Origin of the sequence: Vibrio tasmaniensis, from assembly GCF_024347635.1 — a bacterium.
Taxonomy (GTDB): Bacteria; Pseudomonadota; Gammaproteobacteria; order Enterobacterales; family Vibrionaceae; genus Vibrio; species Vibrio tasmaniensis.
Genome location: NZ_AP025511.1, coordinates 972,791 through 991,337, shown reverse-complemented (window position 1 = coordinate 991,337; position 18,547 = coordinate 972,791). Strand labels below are relative to the sequence as shown.

Annotated in this window: 17 protein-coding genes; 13 read left to right on the top strand and 4 right to left on the bottom strand. The window is 42.4% G+C overall.

Features of this window, described 5'->3' with window-relative positions; translation table 11 throughout:
* Positions 1-80 precede the first annotated feature (80 nt).
* Positions 81-1,346, bottom strand: a complete 1,266-nt coding sequence (locus OCV44_RS18700; protein ID WP_139685334.1) for an HD-GYP domain-containing protein — start codon at positions 1,344-1,346, stop codon at positions 81-83.
* A gap of 226 nt (positions 1,347-1,572) precedes the next feature.
* Between OCV44_RS18700 and OCV44_RS18695 the strand changes: the two genes are divergently transcribed.
* Complete coding sequence (locus OCV44_RS18695; protein WP_139685333.1) at positions 1,573-2,118, top strand: GNAT family N-acetyltransferase; 546 nt, start codon at positions 1,573-1,575, stop codon at positions 2,116-2,118.
* Positions 2,119-2,236: 118 nt separating this feature from the next.
* Here the strand turns inward: OCV44_RS18695 and OCV44_RS18690 are convergent, their stop codons facing one another.
* Positions 2,237-3,586: a sensor histidine kinase gene (locus OCV44_RS18690; RefSeq protein WP_139685332.1), complete on the bottom strand. Its 1,350-nt coding sequence runs from the start codon at positions 3,584-3,586 to the stop codon at positions 2,237-2,239.
* A complete protein-coding gene (locus OCV44_RS18685) occupies positions 3,579-4,268 on the bottom strand; it encodes a response regulator transcription factor (protein WP_139685331.1) in 690 nt (229 codons plus the stop codon). Before OCV44_RS18685 ends, OCV44_RS18690 begins: the two co-directional genes overlap by 8 nt.
* 538 nt (positions 4,269-4,806) lie before the next feature.
* On the opposite strand from OCV44_RS18685, the gene OCV44_RS18680 reads away from it, so the two are divergent.
* The 7 genes from OCV44_RS18680 to OCV44_RS18650 all read left to right on the top strand — a co-directional run bounded on the left by OCV44_RS18680 (position 4,807) and on the right by OCV44_RS18650 (position 11,655).
* Positions 4,807-5,364, top strand: a complete 558-nt coding sequence (locus tag OCV44_RS18680; RefSeq protein WP_139685330.1) for a hypothetical protein — start codon at positions 4,807-4,809, stop codon at positions 5,362-5,364.
* A 142-nt stretch (positions 5,365-5,506) separates the two neighbouring features.
* Positions 5,507-7,462, top strand: coding sequence for a putative bifunctional diguanylate cyclase/phosphodiesterase (locus OCV44_RS18675; RefSeq protein ID WP_246091782.1), 1,956 nt, complete (start codon positions 5,507-5,509; stop codon positions 7,460-7,462).
* Positions 7,463-7,820: 358 nt separating this feature from the next.
* Positions 7,821-8,192, top strand: a complete 372-nt coding sequence (locus OCV44_RS18670; RefSeq protein WP_139685328.1) for a GntR family transcriptional regulator — start codon at positions 7,821-7,823, stop codon at positions 8,190-8,192.
* On the top strand, positions 8,189-9,043 hold the full coding sequence (locus OCV44_RS18665) for an ABC transporter ATP-binding protein (RefSeq protein WP_139685327.1): 855 nt from the start codon (positions 8,189-8,191) through the stop codon (positions 9,041-9,043). Before OCV44_RS18670 ends, OCV44_RS18665 begins: the two co-directional genes overlap by 4 nt.
* Positions 9,043-9,900 carry a hypothetical protein gene (locus tag OCV44_RS18660; RefSeq protein WP_139685326.1) on the top strand — a complete coding sequence of 286 codons (858 nt, stop codon included), beginning with the start codon at positions 9,043-9,045 and terminating at the stop codon, positions 9,898-9,900. The genes OCV44_RS18665 and OCV44_RS18660 overlap by 1 nt, the downstream gene beginning before the upstream one ends.
* 913 nt (positions 9,901-10,813) lie before the next feature.
* A complete protein-coding gene (locus tag OCV44_RS18655; protein ID WP_139685325.1) occupies positions 10,814-11,101 on the top strand; it encodes a putative quinol monooxygenase in 288 nt (95 codons plus the stop codon).
* Positions 11,101-11,655 carry a nucleotidyltransferase family protein gene (locus tag OCV44_RS18650; RefSeq protein WP_139685324.1) on the top strand — a complete coding sequence of 185 codons (555 nt, stop codon included), beginning with the start codon at positions 11,101-11,103 and terminating at the stop codon, positions 11,653-11,655. Before OCV44_RS18655 ends, OCV44_RS18650 begins: the two co-directional genes overlap by 1 nt.
* A gap of 43 nt (positions 11,656-11,698) precedes the next feature.
* On the opposite strand, the gene OCV44_RS18645 is transcribed toward OCV44_RS18650, so the two are convergent.
* Positions 11,699-12,151: an NUDIX hydrolase gene (locus OCV44_RS18645; protein WP_029405607.1), complete on the bottom strand. Its 453-nt coding sequence runs from the start codon at positions 12,149-12,151 to the stop codon at positions 11,699-11,701.
* 291 nt (positions 12,152-12,442) lie between these two features.
* On the opposite strand from OCV44_RS18645, the gene OCV44_RS18640 reads away from it, so the two are divergent.
* The 5 genes from OCV44_RS18640 to OCV44_RS18620 all read left to right on the top strand — a co-directional run bounded on the left by OCV44_RS18640 (position 12,443) and on the right by OCV44_RS18620 (position 18,400).
* Positions 12,443-14,155: an RluA family pseudouridine synthase gene (locus OCV44_RS18640; RefSeq protein WP_139685323.1), complete on the top strand. Its 1,713-nt coding sequence runs from the start codon at positions 12,443-12,445 to the stop codon at positions 14,153-14,155.
* A 156-nt stretch (positions 14,156-14,311) separates the two neighbouring features.
* On the top strand, positions 14,312-14,692 hold the full coding sequence (locus OCV44_RS18635; RefSeq protein WP_139685322.1) for a hypothetical protein: 381 nt from the start codon (positions 14,312-14,314) through the stop codon (positions 14,690-14,692).
* 312 nt (positions 14,693-15,004) lie between these two features.
* On the top strand, positions 15,005-15,784 hold the full coding sequence (locus OCV44_RS18630; protein ID WP_139685321.1) for a hypothetical protein: 780 nt from the start codon (positions 15,005-15,007) through the stop codon (positions 15,782-15,784).
* A 179-nt stretch (positions 15,785-15,963) separates the two neighbouring features.
* A complete protein-coding gene (locus OCV44_RS18625; protein ID WP_139685320.1) occupies positions 15,964-17,325 on the top strand; it encodes a DUF1254 domain-containing protein in 1,362 nt (453 codons plus the stop codon).
* Between the two features lie 163 nt (positions 17,326-17,488).
* Complete coding sequence (locus OCV44_RS18620; RefSeq protein WP_170213733.1) at positions 17,489-18,400, top strand: LysR family transcriptional regulator; 912 nt, start codon at positions 17,489-17,491, stop codon at positions 18,398-18,400.
* Positions 18,401-18,547 lie beyond the last annotated feature (147 nt).

The window sequence follows — 18,547 nt, the reverse complement described above, 5'->3', positions numbered from 1 at the left end:
TCATTGTTTGAATAAAGTAAATAGTCCATTTATCTTCAATCTAGATTTAAAGGTGAATTGAATCCTAAAAACCACCAAAGCTAAAAAGCGTACATTCTTTTGTCCGTAGATAATTCAAAACAGTACTCTGCGTGCTTTCTAAGGCATTCAAACACTTCTCGGTCCAACTTATAATTATCAACTTGGTCCGTTAATATCGCTAGAGTTTCTTCCAGTGTCATACCTTTACGATAGGGGCGAGACTGGGTTAATGCTTGGAATACATCGACTACAGCAACAATTCTACTGGGTTGATCTAAATCTTCAGCCGTTTTACCCATCGGATAGCCTGAACCATCTAACCTTTCATGGTGATCGGAAGCCCACTGACACACCTGAGGCGAACTAAATAACTCCTGCAGCGCGAATCGCGTATCCGTCGCATGGCGTTTAATACAACAGTATTCTTCGTCAGTGAGCAAATCTGGCTTATGAAGAATGTCACCAGGGGTTTGCAGTTTGCCAATATCGTGAACTAAACCAGCTAAATAGAGCTTTCTCTGCGTTGTGTGTGAATAACCAAGTTGTTTAGCTAGATATTCAGAAATTTGCCCGACCTTCAACGAGTGCTTGAAAGTAAACGAACTTTTGGTATCAACGACATTAGCGATAAATTCAGCAAAGGCAACAGTCTCATCCAGCGACATTTGTTGAGAGAAAAACGGCACAGCCTCGAAGTTATCTCTCATGTTCTCGATGTAAGGGATCTCCATCGAGAACCAAAAGTCATCCAGGTCGACCAACTCACACATGTGCTGCACAAGGTTAGTTTCGAACATCTCACCCGCTTGTTCAGTCAAACGCTCAATAATGTTCGCTTTACCATCTGGAGTTAAGTTTCCATAACGATCAGAAGCGGTTATGCCATATAGATAGTCGACTCTGTCAGCAAGCATCATGATTGCGGCTAGATCCTTCTCTAATTCACTGATATGCACACTTTTTAGATCTAACCAAGAAGTATGATGATAAAGCACGGGTTTAGCGAATATAGAAAGAACAGGGCACTCCTTTAAAATTTGGTAACCCTTTTGGCAATGGTAATAAGTTGCGTCGGGGAAAAATCCCGAATTTAGTCGACGCTGCTCGTCAATTTGCGACACTCCACAATCGTGAATGAGTCCTAACGAAAATGCGAGTTGCGCTTGTTCCTCTTCCCACCCCACACTCAAAGCACACCGATATGCGATGTAACCGACCCTCTGCCCATGATTTTTGCTTTCAAAACCGACGTTATCAAGCGCCTTTGCAATACCAAATAGAGCCTTTCTTAGGTCTACTGTTACCTCTTGGCAATGTTGATTCATTAATTAAGCCTAGAATTATATAGTTTTTATATATTTTGGCTGCTAATACTAATGCATGACTAACGATCATACCCGCAATTATTATAAGGTTTAATATGTTTCGTGATAGATCTAACGTATCACGAAAAACCCGTGCCACAAGTGGTTGCATATTAAAAATTGTGCGACATTATTACCCGCCGACCAAAAAGACACTAAAATCATCAGCCAAAAGAAAAGGGAAAACATGTTTAAAACAGTTATCGATGAAGAGTTATCCATAGCTCTGGTTGAAGAGAACTTTGCTTCTCATTACGCGGAAATTTCACAAAGTCAGAATGAGTATCTAAGCCAATGGCTAGCTTGGCCGCCACATTGTCAAACTGAGCAGGACTTTAGGATCTTCATCCAGCGATCGCTACATGATTACGCGGAAGGCAAAAGCATGACCTGTGCGATAGTGTATAAAGGCAATATCGTCGGTAACTGTAGCTTTAACACCATTGACCACAGCAAACAGAAAGTCACGATAGGCTATTGGTTGTCTGAGACTTACCAAGGTAACGGGATCGTTACACGCGTAGTTGAGAAGCTCATTGATATTGCTTTCAATGAGTTAGACATGGAAAAGGTCGAAATATCAGCTGCAACTGGCAATCAGAGCAGTCGAAAGGTTTGTGAGCGCTTACATTTCACATTAGAAGATATCATTACTCGCAATGAGAACTTGAATGGTCGTATCGTAGACCATGCTATTTATGGCCTGCATCGTTTAAGCGGCAACAACACTTAGGCCTGAGTTTTTACTTAGTAAGTTTTGCTCATCGGTAAGTGAATGATAATAATAAGCCACGGCATTCAACCGTGGCTTTCATTTTTCACGAGCTTAGCAAGCCCTTTATAGAACCAATTTACGCGGTCTTTGGAATCAAGATACAGAACTTAGCACCACCGCGATTGCTATCGCAGATCCGAATGTCCCAAGAAAGCTTTTTAGCCGCTGAAATCGCTATCGCTAGACCTAACCCTAACCCACCAGTTGCTGATGCTCTGCTAGAATCTAAGCGAGAAAACGGAAGGAATACTTCTTCACGCCTGTCCTCCGGTATCCCAGAGCCATTGTCTTCAATCAGAACCAGCCAATTTTCTGAGTTCTCGTCCAGAGTTACCCAGACTTTGTCTTGTGTGTAATTCCCAGCGTTCTTAATCACGTTATCAAAAACCAAACGCGCCATCGAGCAATCACACTTAATTTTGCACTCTAGCTTTACTTTGGACTCAAAAATAACATTGTCTAACTCCGAGTAACGGATTCTATCTAAACAATACTCGCGAAGGTCAGCTTTCACTTTAACAAGCTCGAAGAAAGAGTTGTCCATGACATTCAATTTCGACAGCATGATAATTTCTGACGTGAGGTCGTTGATATCCCCGATGTAGGTATCAATATCATCGAAAAAAACCTGATGATGCTCTGGTGCTTCTCGCCTTAAGAGATCCGTCGCCAATTGAATACGGCTTAGCGGTGTACGAACTTCATGTGGAATCGCTTGAGCAAATATATGACTTTGTTTTACTTTGCTCTCAATCTCCTCAGCCATGAAATTGAAACTTTTGGCTAGCTCAGATACTGGGTGTATATCATCTACCTCAGAGCGAGTACTCAGCTTCCCTCTACCAAACTGCTTCTGTTTCTCAACAAGTAACTCTATTCTTTCTTGAAAACGCCTCACAGGTAAGTAAACACTTGCGCCAATAGCGAAGATAACGGCCAACAAAAGCCCAATAAGAAAGTTTCTTTCTGAATCTTCATACCATTCAATTTCTGGTGAGAAGAAATCGCCTACCTCACTGAACGCAAAGCTAAACCTAGAATTGGGTAGCTGAAATACTGCCGAATAGAGATTATTTTCACTTAGGTATACCGGTACACCATTCAAGGTGGTAAATAACTCGCATCGTTGGCACGGAGCCTCTCCCGACCAATTCTCCAACAGGCGTAAATTGAAAATATAAAATTGCTGGTAGCCTGTTCTGTCGAGTTCTTTATATAGTGAATTTTCTCGGTTGTGTTGACGAACATACTGCTCAGAAAAGTAGATTCCATCATTAAGGAATATTTCGATCTGGGTTCGCCGCATGTGCCCTTCACCAAGGTTCCAAAACAAAAATATCGTTGCCGACATCCCAGTCACGATCCCAAGGTATAAACGAGTAAACATAGAAACGGATTTAAGTTTCACAGCAATAGACTTATACAACCAGCATATACCCCTTATTGCGAACCGTACGGATCAATTGTTTGTCTTGCGCGTGTATACGCAGCTTTCGGCGTAACCCTGAAACGCGCATATCTATAGAGCGGTCGTTGAATGCGTAATCAATGCCTCTAAATAGCTGGCAACATTGATCTCGAGTAACAACTTGACAGATGTTACTAACAAGAAGATTTAAGATTTCAAATTCAGCAGAAGTAAGCTTAAGGTTCTGTCCATATAACGTAGCACTTTGAGCTGTACTGTTGATCACAATTTCACCTTGCTTTTCAACAGTCGCGTCAGGTTCAACAGTAACAGGGGCAGCTCGACGCAACAGTGCTTCAATTCGCGCCAATAAAGCGTGACCACGAATGGGCTTTGCAACGTAATCATCCGCACCAAACTTAAACAGACTGACTTCACTCATTTCATCGGCAGAGGCCGTCAATACTAAGATAATTCCATTGTAAAATTCACGAGCCTGTCGGCAAATCTGTGCACCGCTCAACCCCGGAAGCATCAAGTCCAAAAGAACGAGATCGGGTTCAATATTGCGGATCGCTTCAATTGCCAAATCTCCCTCATGAACAACGCTAACATTGTAACCTTCAGCTTCGAGGTAAAGCGTAGTTAAACGCGCTATCGCCTGGTCATCTTCGACAATCAGTACTTTGGTTTTCGACATTTCTATCACCAGCATTTATTAAAAGCGAGGGCAGTATATATACTGTTCATATATCATCAATATTGTTATTAAAGTCACCCACTTACCGTACGCAAAACATATTAATCGTTTTTGTACATACACGTTTACAAACCATCGTTCATCAACAAAAATGCTCACTTATTGATTGATTTTTAGTCAAAATCGAAAGGACTTAGACTCTTGAACGCTTACATTTGCTTACCTTCTTACGCACGCTTACATTAAAAGAATTTACAAAATTCATTCAAATCAACTTGCTAAACATTAATAACACAATAGTTAGTAACACTTCAAATCAACAAAATGACAGATTTTAAAACCGCGATCGTATTCTAAAAAATTGAAGAAAACGATTACTTAACCCATCAAATAGCATGTTCCATTATCAAGCTCTCTCCCCTCTATTAAGTAAAGTCTTCTTCAAGTAACATTTATTCGGCTAATCATTCACTCCAATAATAAACAACGGTGACTTACTGATTAAACAAAAGTCACTTTGTCACAAGGCCACTTAAAGATGAATAAATCGCTTTTAATGTTACTGACCATAACCGCTTTGTTGGCAACACGAGTCACCGCTGCTCCTAATAAACATGAGGTGATGAATCAAATCAAAGCGCAAGTAAGCTCTTGGATAGATATTCAAGTTACACCACAAAATAGTATTATCCAAAAGATGGTCTTCAACTGTAATTTCTACCTAACAACCCCAAGCATTAAATCTCCAGATGGCAGCGAAAGCAGCTCTGGTTCATATCGTTTTTATTCACATAATGGGGTAGTCGGCGCGATGACTGAACCTTTCACTACTCAACCCCTTCCAGAATTAACAATGTGCCTGAAAGAAGACTTCATCGTCACTAACCAAGATCAAGCCCAATTATTATTTGAAGCAATTGAGACGGTATACACAAATAATTCAATGTTTGACGATCGCTTCCCGAAAGAAATAATCAAGAATTCATATGGTTGGCACTTCATCAACGGTGAGATTTTTGGTGACAAGAAAGGTTATGTCATCGAAAGCACCTCTGAAGGAAAAGTGACCAAAATCATCCGTTCACTAAGCCTTTAAACGCTGTTTTAAGCACTTTATTTTTCTTTAACACAACTTCCTCGTTGCAGTTAAAAGTTCGTGTTCAATTTGCTAAACGATCTACCGAAGCATAAGCCCGGTATCGGTAAATCAACCAAAGTATGAGTCTCTCGAGTTCAATATGATGACCAGTTACCAACCTTTCGAATATCTAAAATGTCCTATCTGGATATATGACATTGATAATAAGCGAATAACCTGGGCAAACAGCAGTGCCCTCCCTCTTTGGGAGTCTGAATCTCTATTTGAACTGACCTCACGCGATTTAGGTGTTGAAATGTCGAAAGCGATCGAAGCAACGCTTGAAGAATATCAAAGACAATTTCAGCGAAATCAAAGTGTAAAGACTTGGTGGAACTTCACCCCAAAATACATTTCTAAACGCGCACTATGTCTTTTCTCTGGAATCCCATTACCCGATGGCCGAACAGGGATGCTAGCGCAAGTCATCGCAGAAGAAGAGAGCTTAAAACGCGATCTCACATACTCTGATGGTTCCAACCTCTCTCTTTTATTCAACAAAGAGGGAGGCGTAGTGAGTGCTAACTCAGCTTTTTCTAAAAACTACGGCTCACCGTTTAGTTGCCTGTCCGACTTTGTTTCAAGCGAAGAAATTGCAGACCAATGGCTGTTTTCCGCTCGAAACGGGCGCGACATTTTGGAAGAAGTCAGCTGTAAAATTGAGAATAAAACTCATCACTTCGATGTTCATGGAAAGTGGCTATTTGACAAGAATGAACTGCTGTTAAACCTGACCTGTACCACCAAGCAAAAAGAAAAGCTGATTAAAGCCCGATATAACGCCGAGCACGACTGTCTCACTGAGCTCTACAACCGCCGCGGGATCACCAAAAGGCTCGAATCGAGTATTGCCTGTCGATCGCCCTTTGAATTGATGTTTGTGGACCTTGATGGCTTTAAGTTGGTGAATGACACTTATGGGCATAGTGTTGGTGACCAACTACTCAAAAAAGTTGGCAAGCGTCTTAAACAGATCCTCGACGAAACATGCACAATTGGTCGCTTTGGTGGTGATGAGTTCATCGTTATTGCTCACGCCCGAAAAAATCAAAATATCCCGTTACTCTGTTCTCGCATTATCGATTCTTTGAACAAAAGCTTCCAAATAAAAGGAATTGGCACCTTATCTGTAGGTTGCAGCATCGGTTCTGCTCATTTTCCAGATAATGCCACGGATAAAGAATCATTGTTAAAGCAGGCCGGAATGGCGATGCATGTAGCCAAAGCCAATGGTCGGAACCGCTTCCAAACCTTTACTCCAAATTTAGCGCAGATTCTGCATCGGCAAATAGAGATACGCCATAGGTTAACTCTGGCACTAGAAGGTGATGACCTCAATCTTCATTACCAACCGATAATGGACACCAATAGCAATAAAGTTAAAGGGTTTGAAGCCTTACTAAGATGGTCGGATAAAGATCTTGGCAACATCAAGCCTGATGAATTTATTAGCCTAGCGGAAGAAACCGGACAGATAGTTCCACTAGGAAAGTGGGTCCTTAATTCTGCACTTAAGCAACTGTCGATATGGCACCGAGAATTTGATGACGAATTGGTAATGAGCATCAATATCTCGTGTATTCAGATGCACACTACTTTTGCCGAGCAACTATCGGCAATGCTCAACTTCTACAACATACAACCTAAAAGTATCGCCCTTGAGATCACTGAATCCTCAATGATCTTCAAACACGGTGAAGTAAGACAAGCATTAGACGATATTTCAGCGCTAGGCGTTGAGCTACACCTTGACGACTTCGGCACTGGCTACTCCTCACTATCTATGTTACATGACTTGCCAATTAGTACCGTTAAGCTAGATAAAAGCTTCGTCCATGGCACCTATAAAGGGAGCGAAGCGATTGTCCAAGCCACCTATGCTATCTGTGACAAATTAGGGCTAAAACTGGTTGCAGAAGGTGTCGAGACCGAAACGCAAAAAGATTTTTTAACCAGTTGCGGATATCAATATTTACAAGGATTCTTGTTCAGCAAACCTATCCCACCAGATGAAGTCGAAAGCCGGTTTTTGTCTATTAGGGAACCTGAATCATAAAGGTTTACTTATCAAACATTACGATGATTTATGAAGGTGCAGAAACGCGCAGGCAGTAATACACCTTGTATCCGTTGGGCTACAACTTGAATCAAGGCTATCTGTAAGTAGACCTAGTCACTCGGAGGAGTAATGATCTCCTACCCCATTTAAATATCGATGAGCCCCTTTTCTTATTTAATTGCCATTGATCATACAACGACTTGAGAGCCCACAAGGACGTAGGCCTCAAGTCCCCTCCCCACCAAACATGCTTTATCCAAATATAAATATATCCAATCCATTTTCATAAAATCCTTGCCAATTCGAATAAAAAGGATAGTGTTATACACATGTATATCACCATGCAATTTTAATTATGACCGAATGGAAAGACGACCAACCGATCTTTAGGCAGCTTGCCGCCAAGATCAGTGACCAAATTCTTCAAGGTGTTTGGTTAGAACAACAAGCATTGCCCTCTGTGCGCGTGGTTGCTGCCGATCTCAAGATCAATCACCTTACTGTCATGAAAAGCTATCAGTTACTGGTGGATGAAGGCTTGGTAGAGAAAAAACGCGGCCAAGGCATGTATGTGTCTGAAGGGGCGCTTCAAAAATTGAAAGAGTCTGCACACCAATCATTCATCAACACACAGATCCCAGCCATCGCTGAGACGCTAGGCATCATTGATATGAGTGTCGAAGAACTCGTGAAACAGCTAGCACAACATATAAAGGACAAGTCATGAGTACTTTACTTTCCGTGAAAAACGTAACTAAAACCTATTCAAATCAAGTGGGTGTCGAGAACATCAGCTTTGAGTTAAAGCCAGGGCAAGTACTTGGTCTGCTTGGCCACAATGGCGCGGGTAAATCGACTCTGATCAAATCACTGCTTGGTGGGCACAACTATCAAGGTGAGATTGAAGTAAACGGCTACCACCCTATCCACCAGCATGCAGAACTCATGCTGCACTTGTCGTACATCTCAGATGTTAACGTGTTACCAGAGTGGATGACAGTAAAGCAACTGCTTCGATACACCCAAGGCGTTCACCCAAGCTTCAACAAGCAAAAAGCAGAACAGACGTTAAGTAGCACCAACATTAAGCTGTCTTCAACGATCAAACAGCTTTCTAAAGGGATGAAGGTACAGCTTCACCTTGCAATCATTATCGCGACTGACACTCAAGTGTTGATCTTAGATGAGCCGACACTGGGCTTAGATTTGCTGTACCGCGATACTTTTTATCGCCATCTACTAGAGTGGTTCCACGACGGTGAACGCGCGATGATCATCGCTAGCCATGAGGTTTCAGAAATTGAACACCTATTAACGGATGTATTGATTCTGAAACAAGGCCATTGTGTGCTGCAAAAGAGCATGGAAGACATAGAGAGCGACTATTTCATTATCGATGTCGCAAACAACCATTCAAGCGAAATCCAGAAACTCAACCCACTGACCTCACAGCCTGGGCTAGGAACCACTAAGTGGTTATTGGAAGGCCAATACAAAGCGCAAGTTGAATCATTGGGTAACATCTACAACGTTGGTCTCGCAGACCTATTCCTTGCAACACAGACGGAGAAGGCATAATGCATCCAAGTTTTTACATGCTAGAAAAAGAACTGATCGAGCACAAAATTAACACTCGATTGCCTCTGTTTGTCGCGTTATGTGGTTTCTTACTGTTCGTTAGTCTGTTTTTCAATGGCGCAGCGCAACATGAGTTTTTCTTTGAAATGCAAGTGAATGGTGACGTGAGCGATATCCATAGAGAGTTCGCACAAGACCTCAACTCAGTGATCTACTTTGGCGCTGGCCTTATTTCACTGATACTTTCGACGCTTTACATCCCTAAAACACTGCGTAAAGAGCGCCAAGAAGGCAGTTCGATGTTTTGGAGAAGTATGCCAGTATCCAATGCCATGACTCACGGCGTGAAGCTAGGCTTCGGTCTAGTGGTTATTCCGGCTATCTGCGCGCTATTAGTTCTATTCGCTGACTTCTTGTTTTGGGTACTGAACGTTTCAAGCGAACAACAATTGGCATTGATAGTAGAGCAGCAATCACTGTTTTATGTGCTGAGCAATTGGTGGGTGTTCTTTGGACGAATGATGTTAATTGCGTTAGTTCTGCTGCCATTAGCAACGGTTACTCTGGCGATTTCACAACTGGTGAACTCTCCATTGCTTGTCATTTTCATCTCAAGCTATGCGATTAAGTTACTCTCGGTCGCCGTATTTGGATTCTATGGCATCAATGACTTCTTCTCTCTCATCGCATCACTACCAATAAAGGTACTAACGGCAAGCAACCCATTCAGCGCGATCGCAGAAGCGCCGGTTTTGTCTTTGGGTATTTATGTACTGATTGGTGTTGGCGGCTATCTGCTGAGCCTAAAGCTGAACCGAACCGATGATGTCAGTTTGAAGACGCTGTTCCAACGATAGAGTCACTTATTCTGAAACCTAAACGGGTAACCAAATCAGATATCAAAATCTAAATCAAAGCTTCTGAGAAATCGGGAGCTTTTTTGATCACGACTTTGCGATACAGGAATGGGAAACAAGGACAAAGGATCTTAGTTGGGAGTAACAGAGTGAAGAAACAAGAGAATCTAAGAGGAGGTATTAATGAGCTGACATTGAATTGCATTGTTGTTAATGCCTGTCAGCTCTTTGGAGAATGATTTCTTTAGTCGCCGACCAGATGAAGGTCCTTGAGAGTGCTAATGAAATCGATTTGTTGCGTTTTACATTTGATTAAGCTTTTCAGCTTTTTGTTTTAAAGCTTTACGATTTAAAGCTTATTTCTTTGAAGCTTCTTTCGCTGTGTCTTTCCAGTATTGGATGCGAACGCGATGAAGCTGTGCTCTTCTCATTTTTTTCATAAGGGATATTTCCTTTTCTTTAACTGCTCTTCATGAGCTATTTTTATTGCCAACCATTCGAATCTAACGGTGTTTGATGGCTAGTTCAATGATACAAGTCACAAAATTTATAGAGTTTCGAGTACCATTTACATCAAAGTATGACCTAGTTATCAACTATGACTCAGTTCAATCCTATGAGCCGCTGTTCGAAATTAAGGTTAGTTCTCTAAGATGACAAATTCATTTCAGTATCAATACAGTTCAATGATACTGATTTAATAGACCGGACTAACACGGATTTAGTTCCAACGTCTTATTTTTTATTGCTCACATCGCCCCTAAAGTTACGCCGTAACCAATACTATATTCAATGTGACGTATAATCGCCACATCAGCCTATACGTCACAACATCAAAATGGGATTATGTTTGTAACGGATAGGGCTTTTTATAGAATAAAGCAGTAGTGAATAAAATTAAATGGACGTAATTATGAGTAAAGTAATTCTGCAAGGGCATATTCTAGTGCCAGACAACGACCTAGAAGCCGTCACACAAGCCTTGGTTGTCCACAAAGAGCTGACACTGGAAGAACCTGGCTGTATTGTATTTCGAGTAAGCCAAAGTTCACTTCAACCTAATCGCTTTGAAGTGTATGAAGAATTCACTAGCCGAGAAGCATTCGAAGCGCACCAACTGCGAGTCAAAGCTTCTGAGTGGGGTGACATTTCGAAGAACGCAAAACGTCACTACCAAATCACCGATGTTCCTACATCATAATGATTGACCCGCTAGCCAACCGTATCATCACATTGATCAAACAAGATCCCTTACGAATACAGGTTTTAGACTGTGTCGCTCAGCTGGATTTTCCGCAGTGCTATGTTGCTGCGGGCTTTGTGAGAAACCTCGTTTGGGATCACCTACATGGCTATGCCTCCCCGACTCCACTCAATGATATTGATGTGATCTACTTTGATCCCTGCGATACCTCTTACGAATCGGATCTTCGATACGAGGCTCAGCTTAAACAAAGGTTACCCGAACTGAATTGGCAAGTTCGCAATCAAGCCTGCATGCACGCCAGAAATGGGGATGAACCTTACCAAAGCTCATTGGATGCGATGAGTTACTGGCCAGAGAAAGAAACAGCAGTCGCCGTAAAGCAAAGCCTGACAGGGGAAATCGAGTGTATTTCGTCTTTTGGCTTAGAGAGTTTGTTTGATTTGCAAATCACACCCAACCCCAATCGCAGCCGAGACGTGTTTGATCAAAGAGTCCAATCCAAGAACTGGCTAACCCATTGGCCGAAGTTAACGATTAGCCACAGTTAACTAACAGTCGAATTCAAAAGCTAAAGCCATTGACTAAATCGAGCTAGTTCAATTTCACTCGATAAAGCGGATTAACTGGCTTATCGACAAAGTATGACCAAATATGATCGTAGACGGCATGTTGGTTGGGGAACGGCGCAAGTGCTTTCGCTTCCTCTAAATCGCACCAGCGGTACTCTGTATGTTCGTCATTCAGTTCAATCGCTTGGTTGGGTGGGCATAGCACCGCAAACACAGGGATTAGCTGAATCACATTCACGTGAGCCTCGTAAAACTGCTCCAGAAACTGCGCGTTATACAAAGCTTCCACTTTAATTTGGGTCTCTTCTTCAAACTCGCGCACGATAGCCTGCCAGCCTGTTTCACCTGCTTCAATCGAGCCTGCGACATGGCACCAAAACTCGCCCTTCACACGCTTCATTAGTAGCATTTTCATTTGTCCGTCGATCTCTGAAATAGCGACACCGGAGACAATCGAAGTATTGAGTGGAATCATAACGTTACCTTAGGTTGAACAAGAGGGCGGCAAGGCTACCACCCTTCGTTTGTGAAGTTACCTTCTATGATTAAAAACGAGAAGTTACTCATCAATTAATGAAGTTCAAGCCAAAACTCATGAGTTCAGTGTTAACCATCTCGCTTAGCTACCCAGTAATAGAACCATTTCTTATTTGAGGCGCTTTTCGATAAAGAGTAGAATCGCCGCCTTGTAGTGTGTTTAAAACCTTTAAACATACACAGTAGACTCACAACCATTTATCACCACGATATAAGTATTAATACGACTATGCACTCATCAAAACCAACGCACGACTCAGAAAACAACCACACACCTGAGCATTGCTTCACTCGTTTTCAACAGCCGATCGAGTCATATTCGTTGCCTGAGCGTTTCACATTCCCGTTCTATTATGAACCGCATCCACTGTGTGAAATTGCCTCTCATCAGCTTCAACAGTATCTAGAAACGCAAACCGATTGGCAGCATGACTTCGGACTGGATTCTGACGCAGGCCGTGGCAAAATGTTTGGTGTGTTACTGGTGAAAAGCCCTGAAGGTGAGCTTGGTTACTTCTCTGCTTTCTCTGGAAAAATCGCCGACCAAAACCTACTGCCTCACTTTGTGCCGCCCGTATTCGACATGCTGAGCAGCGACAGCTTTTTTCATCAAGATACGGCCGATATGATGGCTGTAAACGCTGAGTTTAAAGCGCTGCAAGCAAACGCTGAATACCTCGAATTGTGCGAACAACTGGCACAACAGAAAGCACAAGCCGAGCAAGAGATCGAAGCTCAACGCCTATTGATTATTGAAGGCCGAAAAACACGTAAAGAACGACGCGAACAAGGTAAAGAGAACCTTGATGAGCAAGCTTTCGAACAACTGAATAATGAGTTAAACAAAGCTAGTGTTGCCGACAAGAATCAGCAGAAATATCTTAAGCTCAACTGGGAACAGATCCTAAATGAGTTACAAATCAAAGTTGATATATTCACTAATCAATTAGCTGAACTCAAAGAGCAAAGAGCACACCTTTCTCATCAGCTTCAGCATAAACTGTTTTCACAATACGCTTTCCAAAATGCGGAAGGTAACATTGAGGATCTCAACCAGATCTTTGAAGACACGCCAAACAAAATACCACCAGCAGGTTCTGGCGAGTGTGCAGCACCCAAGCTTTTGCAATACGCGTATTTAAACGGTTACACACCATTGGCACTGGCTGAATTTTGGTGGGGTCGTTCACCGAAATCGGAGATCCGTAAACACAAGAAATACTACGCCTCTTGCCAAAGTAAGTGTGTACCGATTTTAGGTCACATGATGAAAGGCTTAGAAGTCGATCCCAACCCATTACTAGAAAACCCAGCAGAAGGTAAAGATCTCGACATCCTGTTCCAAGATGAGCACATCGTGGTGGTACATAAGCCAGCAGGTTTTCTATCTGTTCCGGGCAAAACAATTAAAGACTCTGCTTACACACGCGTTCAAGAAATGCACCAAGATGTTGAAGGGCCATTTGTTATCCACCGTTTGGATATGGCGACCTCTGGAATTTTGATATTTGCTCTTACACGACGTGCGAACAAAAGCCTGCAGAAGCAATTCATTACTCGTGAAGTTGAGAAGCGATACGTAGCAATGATCGAAGGCGTTCTAGAGCAAGATGAAGGTTATGTTCGCTTACCGCTGCGTGGTGACTTATACGATCGTCCACGTCAGATTGTCTGCTTCGAACACGGCAAGCCAGCTGAAACGAAGTGGGAAGTGATTGAGCGAAACCAAGACACAACAAAGGTTTATCTGCACCCGAAAACGGGCCGCACACACCAATTACGTGTTCACTGTTCACACGAAGAAGGCCTTAACATGCCTATCGTCGGTGATGGCCTATATGGCAATAAAGCTGACCGACTGCACCTACACGCAGAAAGACTCGCGCTGCACCACCCTGTGACCAAGGAATGGATGGAGTTTCAGTTCGACGCTGAGTTTTAAACCTCTCATTAGTACCAAGCTGTGAAAAAAGGAGTCACAACCGCTTGTGGCTCCTACCTCTTTTGGGTATATCTCCACGCTTATTGCACTACATCAAGGTTCACTTTCTTGTGACGAGTAGCATTCGCCTCTTCTTCTTTCCTTGAGGCCTTTGATATGTCATCAGCTGCTTTGAATATACACCCCAACACAGCTACTTCTCCCGTGATCGCTTCGCAAACACTAAGCTTGAAACCACTATCAGACAAAAAGCCAGACTTAAACTCGGCAATGCTCAATCTGATTGAAGAAGTTAAAAACGAACTCCCTCTTTACGAGTCGGAGACGTTTATCTGTGGGCCAAAAGGAAACTGCTCGGGTTGCTCTAAGAAGCTGCTAGAGATGGTCGACAGTGAGTTGATGTACTGGGAACACAGTATTTCAATCGGCCAAGGACCAAACTTCGAAGAACTTCGCCGTTTTGGCAAACTATGCAGCAGTGTAAGACGCGGCTTAGAACGCAATGGCTTGGTAGAAAAGCGTCCGAGAAAAAGGTAGCGGATAACTCTCATACCTATTTTATTTAATGTAGAGGCTCGATTTGACCGTTTATATTTTATCCGGTCGAATTATTGGTACAGCCAAGCATTAACGAAAATCATCGGATAAAACAAGAAACCGCATCTGAAACAAGTACTTATCGAATCTCTCCACACACCCCTTGAATTTATACCAAATTCGATATAAACCCTACCCAATCAATAGCATAGCGGCATCAAGTCAAAATAGTTAACCTCCCGTCATCCATTAATTCAGCCACAGAGTAACCACTTAGGTTCAATAAACGTGGTTTATGACAATAGGTCTACTATGAAAAAAAACACTTACCTTTTACTCACTATCCCTCTGATATATTCCTTCAACGCTTTAGCGAATGACGTAAGCGAAGTTGAAGATATGTCAGATCCGTTGGCGGTATTTACTCAGGTGGGTGCAGGGATCACCGACAAAGGTATTAACCTGAAAATAGGACAAACCTACGATACAGGAAAAGAAAACCACGCCGGTATGAACGTGTTCGAGGTTAAAGGCATTGGTGGTGAAACCCTTGGATGGGCTGATGACGATCAACGTCCTGTAAATGATTCCATCGACTCCGTTCGCTATCGCAACTTCTCTGTAAACACTCTCACCGGTCGCGCCAATCAGATCGATCTTAACTACGATTTCAATAGCGAATCTGGTACTGCTTCCTACAGTTTCATTCAGGCTTTGCCTAAATTTGGACGACTTAACCTATATCCATTAGCTGGGGTAGGGACTGCATTTGGTAACAGCTTCGACGAGAATGGCGATGCTGTTGGAGGCTATAGCTTCCCAGGTACGTTTGCAGTAGTGGGTACTTACACTAAGTTTGAAGTCACCGATAACATTTGGATTAACTACAACCCAATGTGGATGACTACGCTTTCCGGCTCTGACGAATTCACCCAATACGGAATGGAAAACTCAGACAGTGTCTTCACTCATGAGTTATCAGTTTCTTACCAATTTACACCTCGTTTCAATGTTCGTTACTTCGCAAACTGGACAGAAAACACCGATTTCTCTGATGGTGACCAACGTATTGAGTTCAACTACCAACTCTAATCCCTTACGTCACAAACAGGTTTCCATCAATTTAAAATAACACCGTAATGCTGATACATGATTCACTTGTTTACACTTATTAATACCAATTTTGATATTAATTAAAACCAATAAATACCATTTAAGATAAATAACTGAGCGTGTACTCTTTCAAAATCACAACAACGAGAGTCAAGAGAATGAAAAAATCTTTTATCGCACTCGCTTTAACCAGCGCCTTATTTATTTCCCCTGCCATCGCGGGGAATTCGTCGGACACAATACGCGTCACGCAAGCAAACACAGCCATTCAACAACACGATACACAAAAGCTTGAGCAACTCGCTTACGAATACGCATACAGTATTGATGAAGCTTATAAGTACTTCTACGAAACAGTAGTGGAAGCCGACTACCCTTTGAACCGCTTCCAAAATATTCGCGTTTTGGCTGATGACACCTACACCTCTCATCCAACCATCAATAACGACACTTTGCACTTAATGGGCTGGATGGATCTAGCCGCTGAACCAGTGATCATTACAATCCCTGATCATGACGAGAATCGTTACTGGTTGTTCCATACTATGAACATGCAGCACTTTACTGACTCTGCGTTTGGCTCTCCTCAGCGCGGTACTAAAGGTGGAACCTTCATGTATGCCGTTGAAGGTTGGCAAGGTGATGTGCCCGCGAGTGTTGATCAAGTTATATACGTAGAGCATCCTCTGGTGAAAATGATGGGCCGTATTATGGACTTAGGTGGCGATGATTCAGCGAAAGCCCAAGCGTTAATGGACCATTGGACCATTCGTACGCTCTCTGAGTTCTTAGGAACAAAAGGCCCGAAACAAGTAGAGCGTAACTATCCAAATCCAGAAACCACCAATTGGGTTGAGCGAACAAACTTCGTTTTGGCTGAAGGCACAATGCGAGACCACGATGCAAAATTATTGAGCGACTTCGCTAAGCTCAAGCTAGGCGCACCAGTTGGCACGACCTTTACTGACCAAGAACAGAACATGATTGAGCTTGCACGACAACAAGGACTTGATCACATAAGTAACGCAGGTTTCGATGACTCTCGCGACATTCTGGGTACTCGTGAAGAGATGACAGTAGTGCCAAGCTTCCAGCACGCCTTTGGCACTTACATGGGTCAATGGGGGCTACCTGCTGAACATACAATGTATGGCGCTGACTATGTCGATAGCCAAGGTGATGCTCTTGATGGTAGTAAATACGATTACACGGTGACTTTCGAAGCGCCTGACATCGAAAAAGGCGGATTTTGGTCATATACAGCTTATAGTGCTGAGACACGATTTATGGAAAAGAACGACATGAACCGTCATTCTCGAGGCGATCGTACTCTCACTCCAAATGCTGATGGCACATATACTATTTTCATGAGCTCAAATACCGAAGGGCAAGCAGATAACGAGAACTTTTTACCGATTCCAGACCACGGATGGTACGCGGTGCTTCGAATGTACACTCCAGGCGATAAAGTAAAAAATGATGAATGGAAAGCAACGCCATTCACTCGTATAGATAAATAAGCAATCTAAAGCTTCTAACCTTTAACTCAATTTCCATCAATCACAGCGATTGCTCATCACTTTATCTGTGATTGATGGTCTATTACTTGAAACTACCGACAGTTTTGTATTGTGTTAGTCTTATTAGACCTCAATGCTACGTTGTCTCTTTCGGAATTCATTTATGGCAAAAATTGACTTGAACTTGTTGTTTACACTGCAAACTTTATTAAAAGTAAAAAGTACAACCTTAGCGGCTAAAGAACTCAATACGAGTCAATCCGCTATCAGTCGTTCATTGCTCAAATTACGGGAATTGATGGGTGATGAAATATTAGTACGCAGCGGTCAAAAGTTAGAACTGACCGTTAGAGGCGAAGAATTGGCGATTGAAGTCCCTCACCTTCTGTCTCAAGCGAGATCATTATTTGCACCACAAGAATTTGTTCCTGCAAACTGTAAAGAAAAGATCACAGTTGCGATGAATGCCTCCATTGCTGAATGGCTTGTTCCCCCATTTATCCAACTGCTTTCCCAACAAGCACCTGATATTGAATTAACAATCGAAGATTGGGAAACTTCTACACCCCACGCATTAGACAAAAAAGAAATTCGCATGGGTGTTAACTACTTCCCTATCGAATTACCAAAAAGCTTCATTCAACGTAAGGTCGGAAAAGACGACTTTGTTCTTGTTTGCCGTATCGACCACCCTCTAAGTCAACTTAAATACATAACTTTTGATGACCTAAAGTCTCAATCTTTCGCCTTTCATATTATGAAGGATTGGAATGATGATGCGCCCAAAGCGGAACGTGTGTTCAAACAAAATGGCCTAGAAATGAATGTACACCTACGATGTCGCCATATCAGCATAATCCTCAAAACAATCCTCGAATCAGACATGGTGTTTTTCTGCTCTTCTTTAGCTGCCAAGCAGTTTGACGAGCGGTTTGTCGCAATCCCTTTAGATAAAAACTTAGATACACCAACCGGTGATATAGGTTTGTTCTATTCCAACCAATACACCACTGATCCCATCACAAAATGGGTTGAAAACTTGTTACGAAAAGCTATAAAAGCCGAGAGTGTTTGATTTGACGCTATTTCAACTAACAAGTTGAACTTGTTCACTATTAGGGTGATAATATTTTGTAATACAATAAGTACTTAGACAAACCATTAGAGATTTTCTGCCAAGTTCTTGAGCGAATCCATCCTTCATGTCTGACGTGTCTTAAAC

Coding starts and splice junctions, on each gene's coding strand:
- OCV44_RS18680 (WP_139685330.1), top strand. CDS start 4,807: ATGAATAAATCGCTTTTAATGTTACTGACCATAACCGCTTTGTTGGCA.
- OCV44_RS18650 (WP_139685324.1), top strand. CDS start 11,101: ATGATTGACCCGCTAGCCAACCGTATCATCACATTGATCAAACAAGAT.
- OCV44_RS18660 (WP_139685326.1), top strand. CDS start 9,043: ATGCATCCAAGTTTTTACATGCTAGAAAAAGAACTGATCGAGCACAAA.
- OCV44_RS18670 (WP_139685328.1), top strand. CDS start 7,821: ATGACCGAATGGAAAGACGACCAACCGATCTTTAGGCAGCTTGCCGCC.
- OCV44_RS18665 (WP_139685327.1), top strand. CDS start 8,189: ATGAGTACTTTACTTTCCGTGAAAAACGTAACTAAAACCTATTCAAAT.
- OCV44_RS18655 (WP_139685325.1), top strand. CDS start 10,814: ATGAGTAAAGTAATTCTGCAAGGGCATATTCTAGTGCCAGACAACGAC.
- OCV44_RS18635 (WP_139685322.1), top strand. CDS start 14,312: ATGTCATCAGCTGCTTTGAATATACACCCCAACACAGCTACTTCTCCC.
- OCV44_RS18630 (WP_139685321.1), top strand. CDS start 15,005: ATGAAAAAAAACACTTACCTTTTACTCACTATCCCTCTGATATATTCC.
- OCV44_RS18625 (WP_139685320.1), top strand. CDS start 15,964: ATGAAAAAATCTTTTATCGCACTCGCTTTAACCAGCGCCTTATTTATT.
- OCV44_RS18640 (WP_139685323.1), top strand. CDS start 12,443: ATGCACTCATCAAAACCAACGCACGACTCAGAAAACAACCACACACCT.
- OCV44_RS18675 (WP_246091782.1), top strand. CDS start 5,507: ATGATGACCAGTTACCAACCTTTCGAATATCTAAAATGTCCTATCTGG.
- OCV44_RS18700 (WP_139685334.1), bottom strand. CDS start 1,346: ATGAATCAACATTGCCAAGAGGTAACAGTAGACCTAAGAAAGGCTCTA.
- OCV44_RS18620 (WP_170213733.1), top strand. CDS start 17,489: ATGGCAAAAATTGACTTGAACTTGTTGTTTACACTGCAAACTTTATTA.
- OCV44_RS18645 (WP_029405607.1), bottom strand. CDS start 12,151: ATGATTCCACTCAATACTTCGATTGTCTCCGGTGTCGCTATTTCAGAG.
- OCV44_RS18685 (WP_139685331.1), bottom strand. CDS start 4,268: ATGTCGAAAACCAAAGTACTGATTGTCGAAGATGACCAGGCGATAGCG.
- OCV44_RS18695 (WP_139685333.1), top strand. CDS start 1,573: ATGTTTAAAACAGTTATCGATGAAGAGTTATCCATAGCTCTGGTTGAA.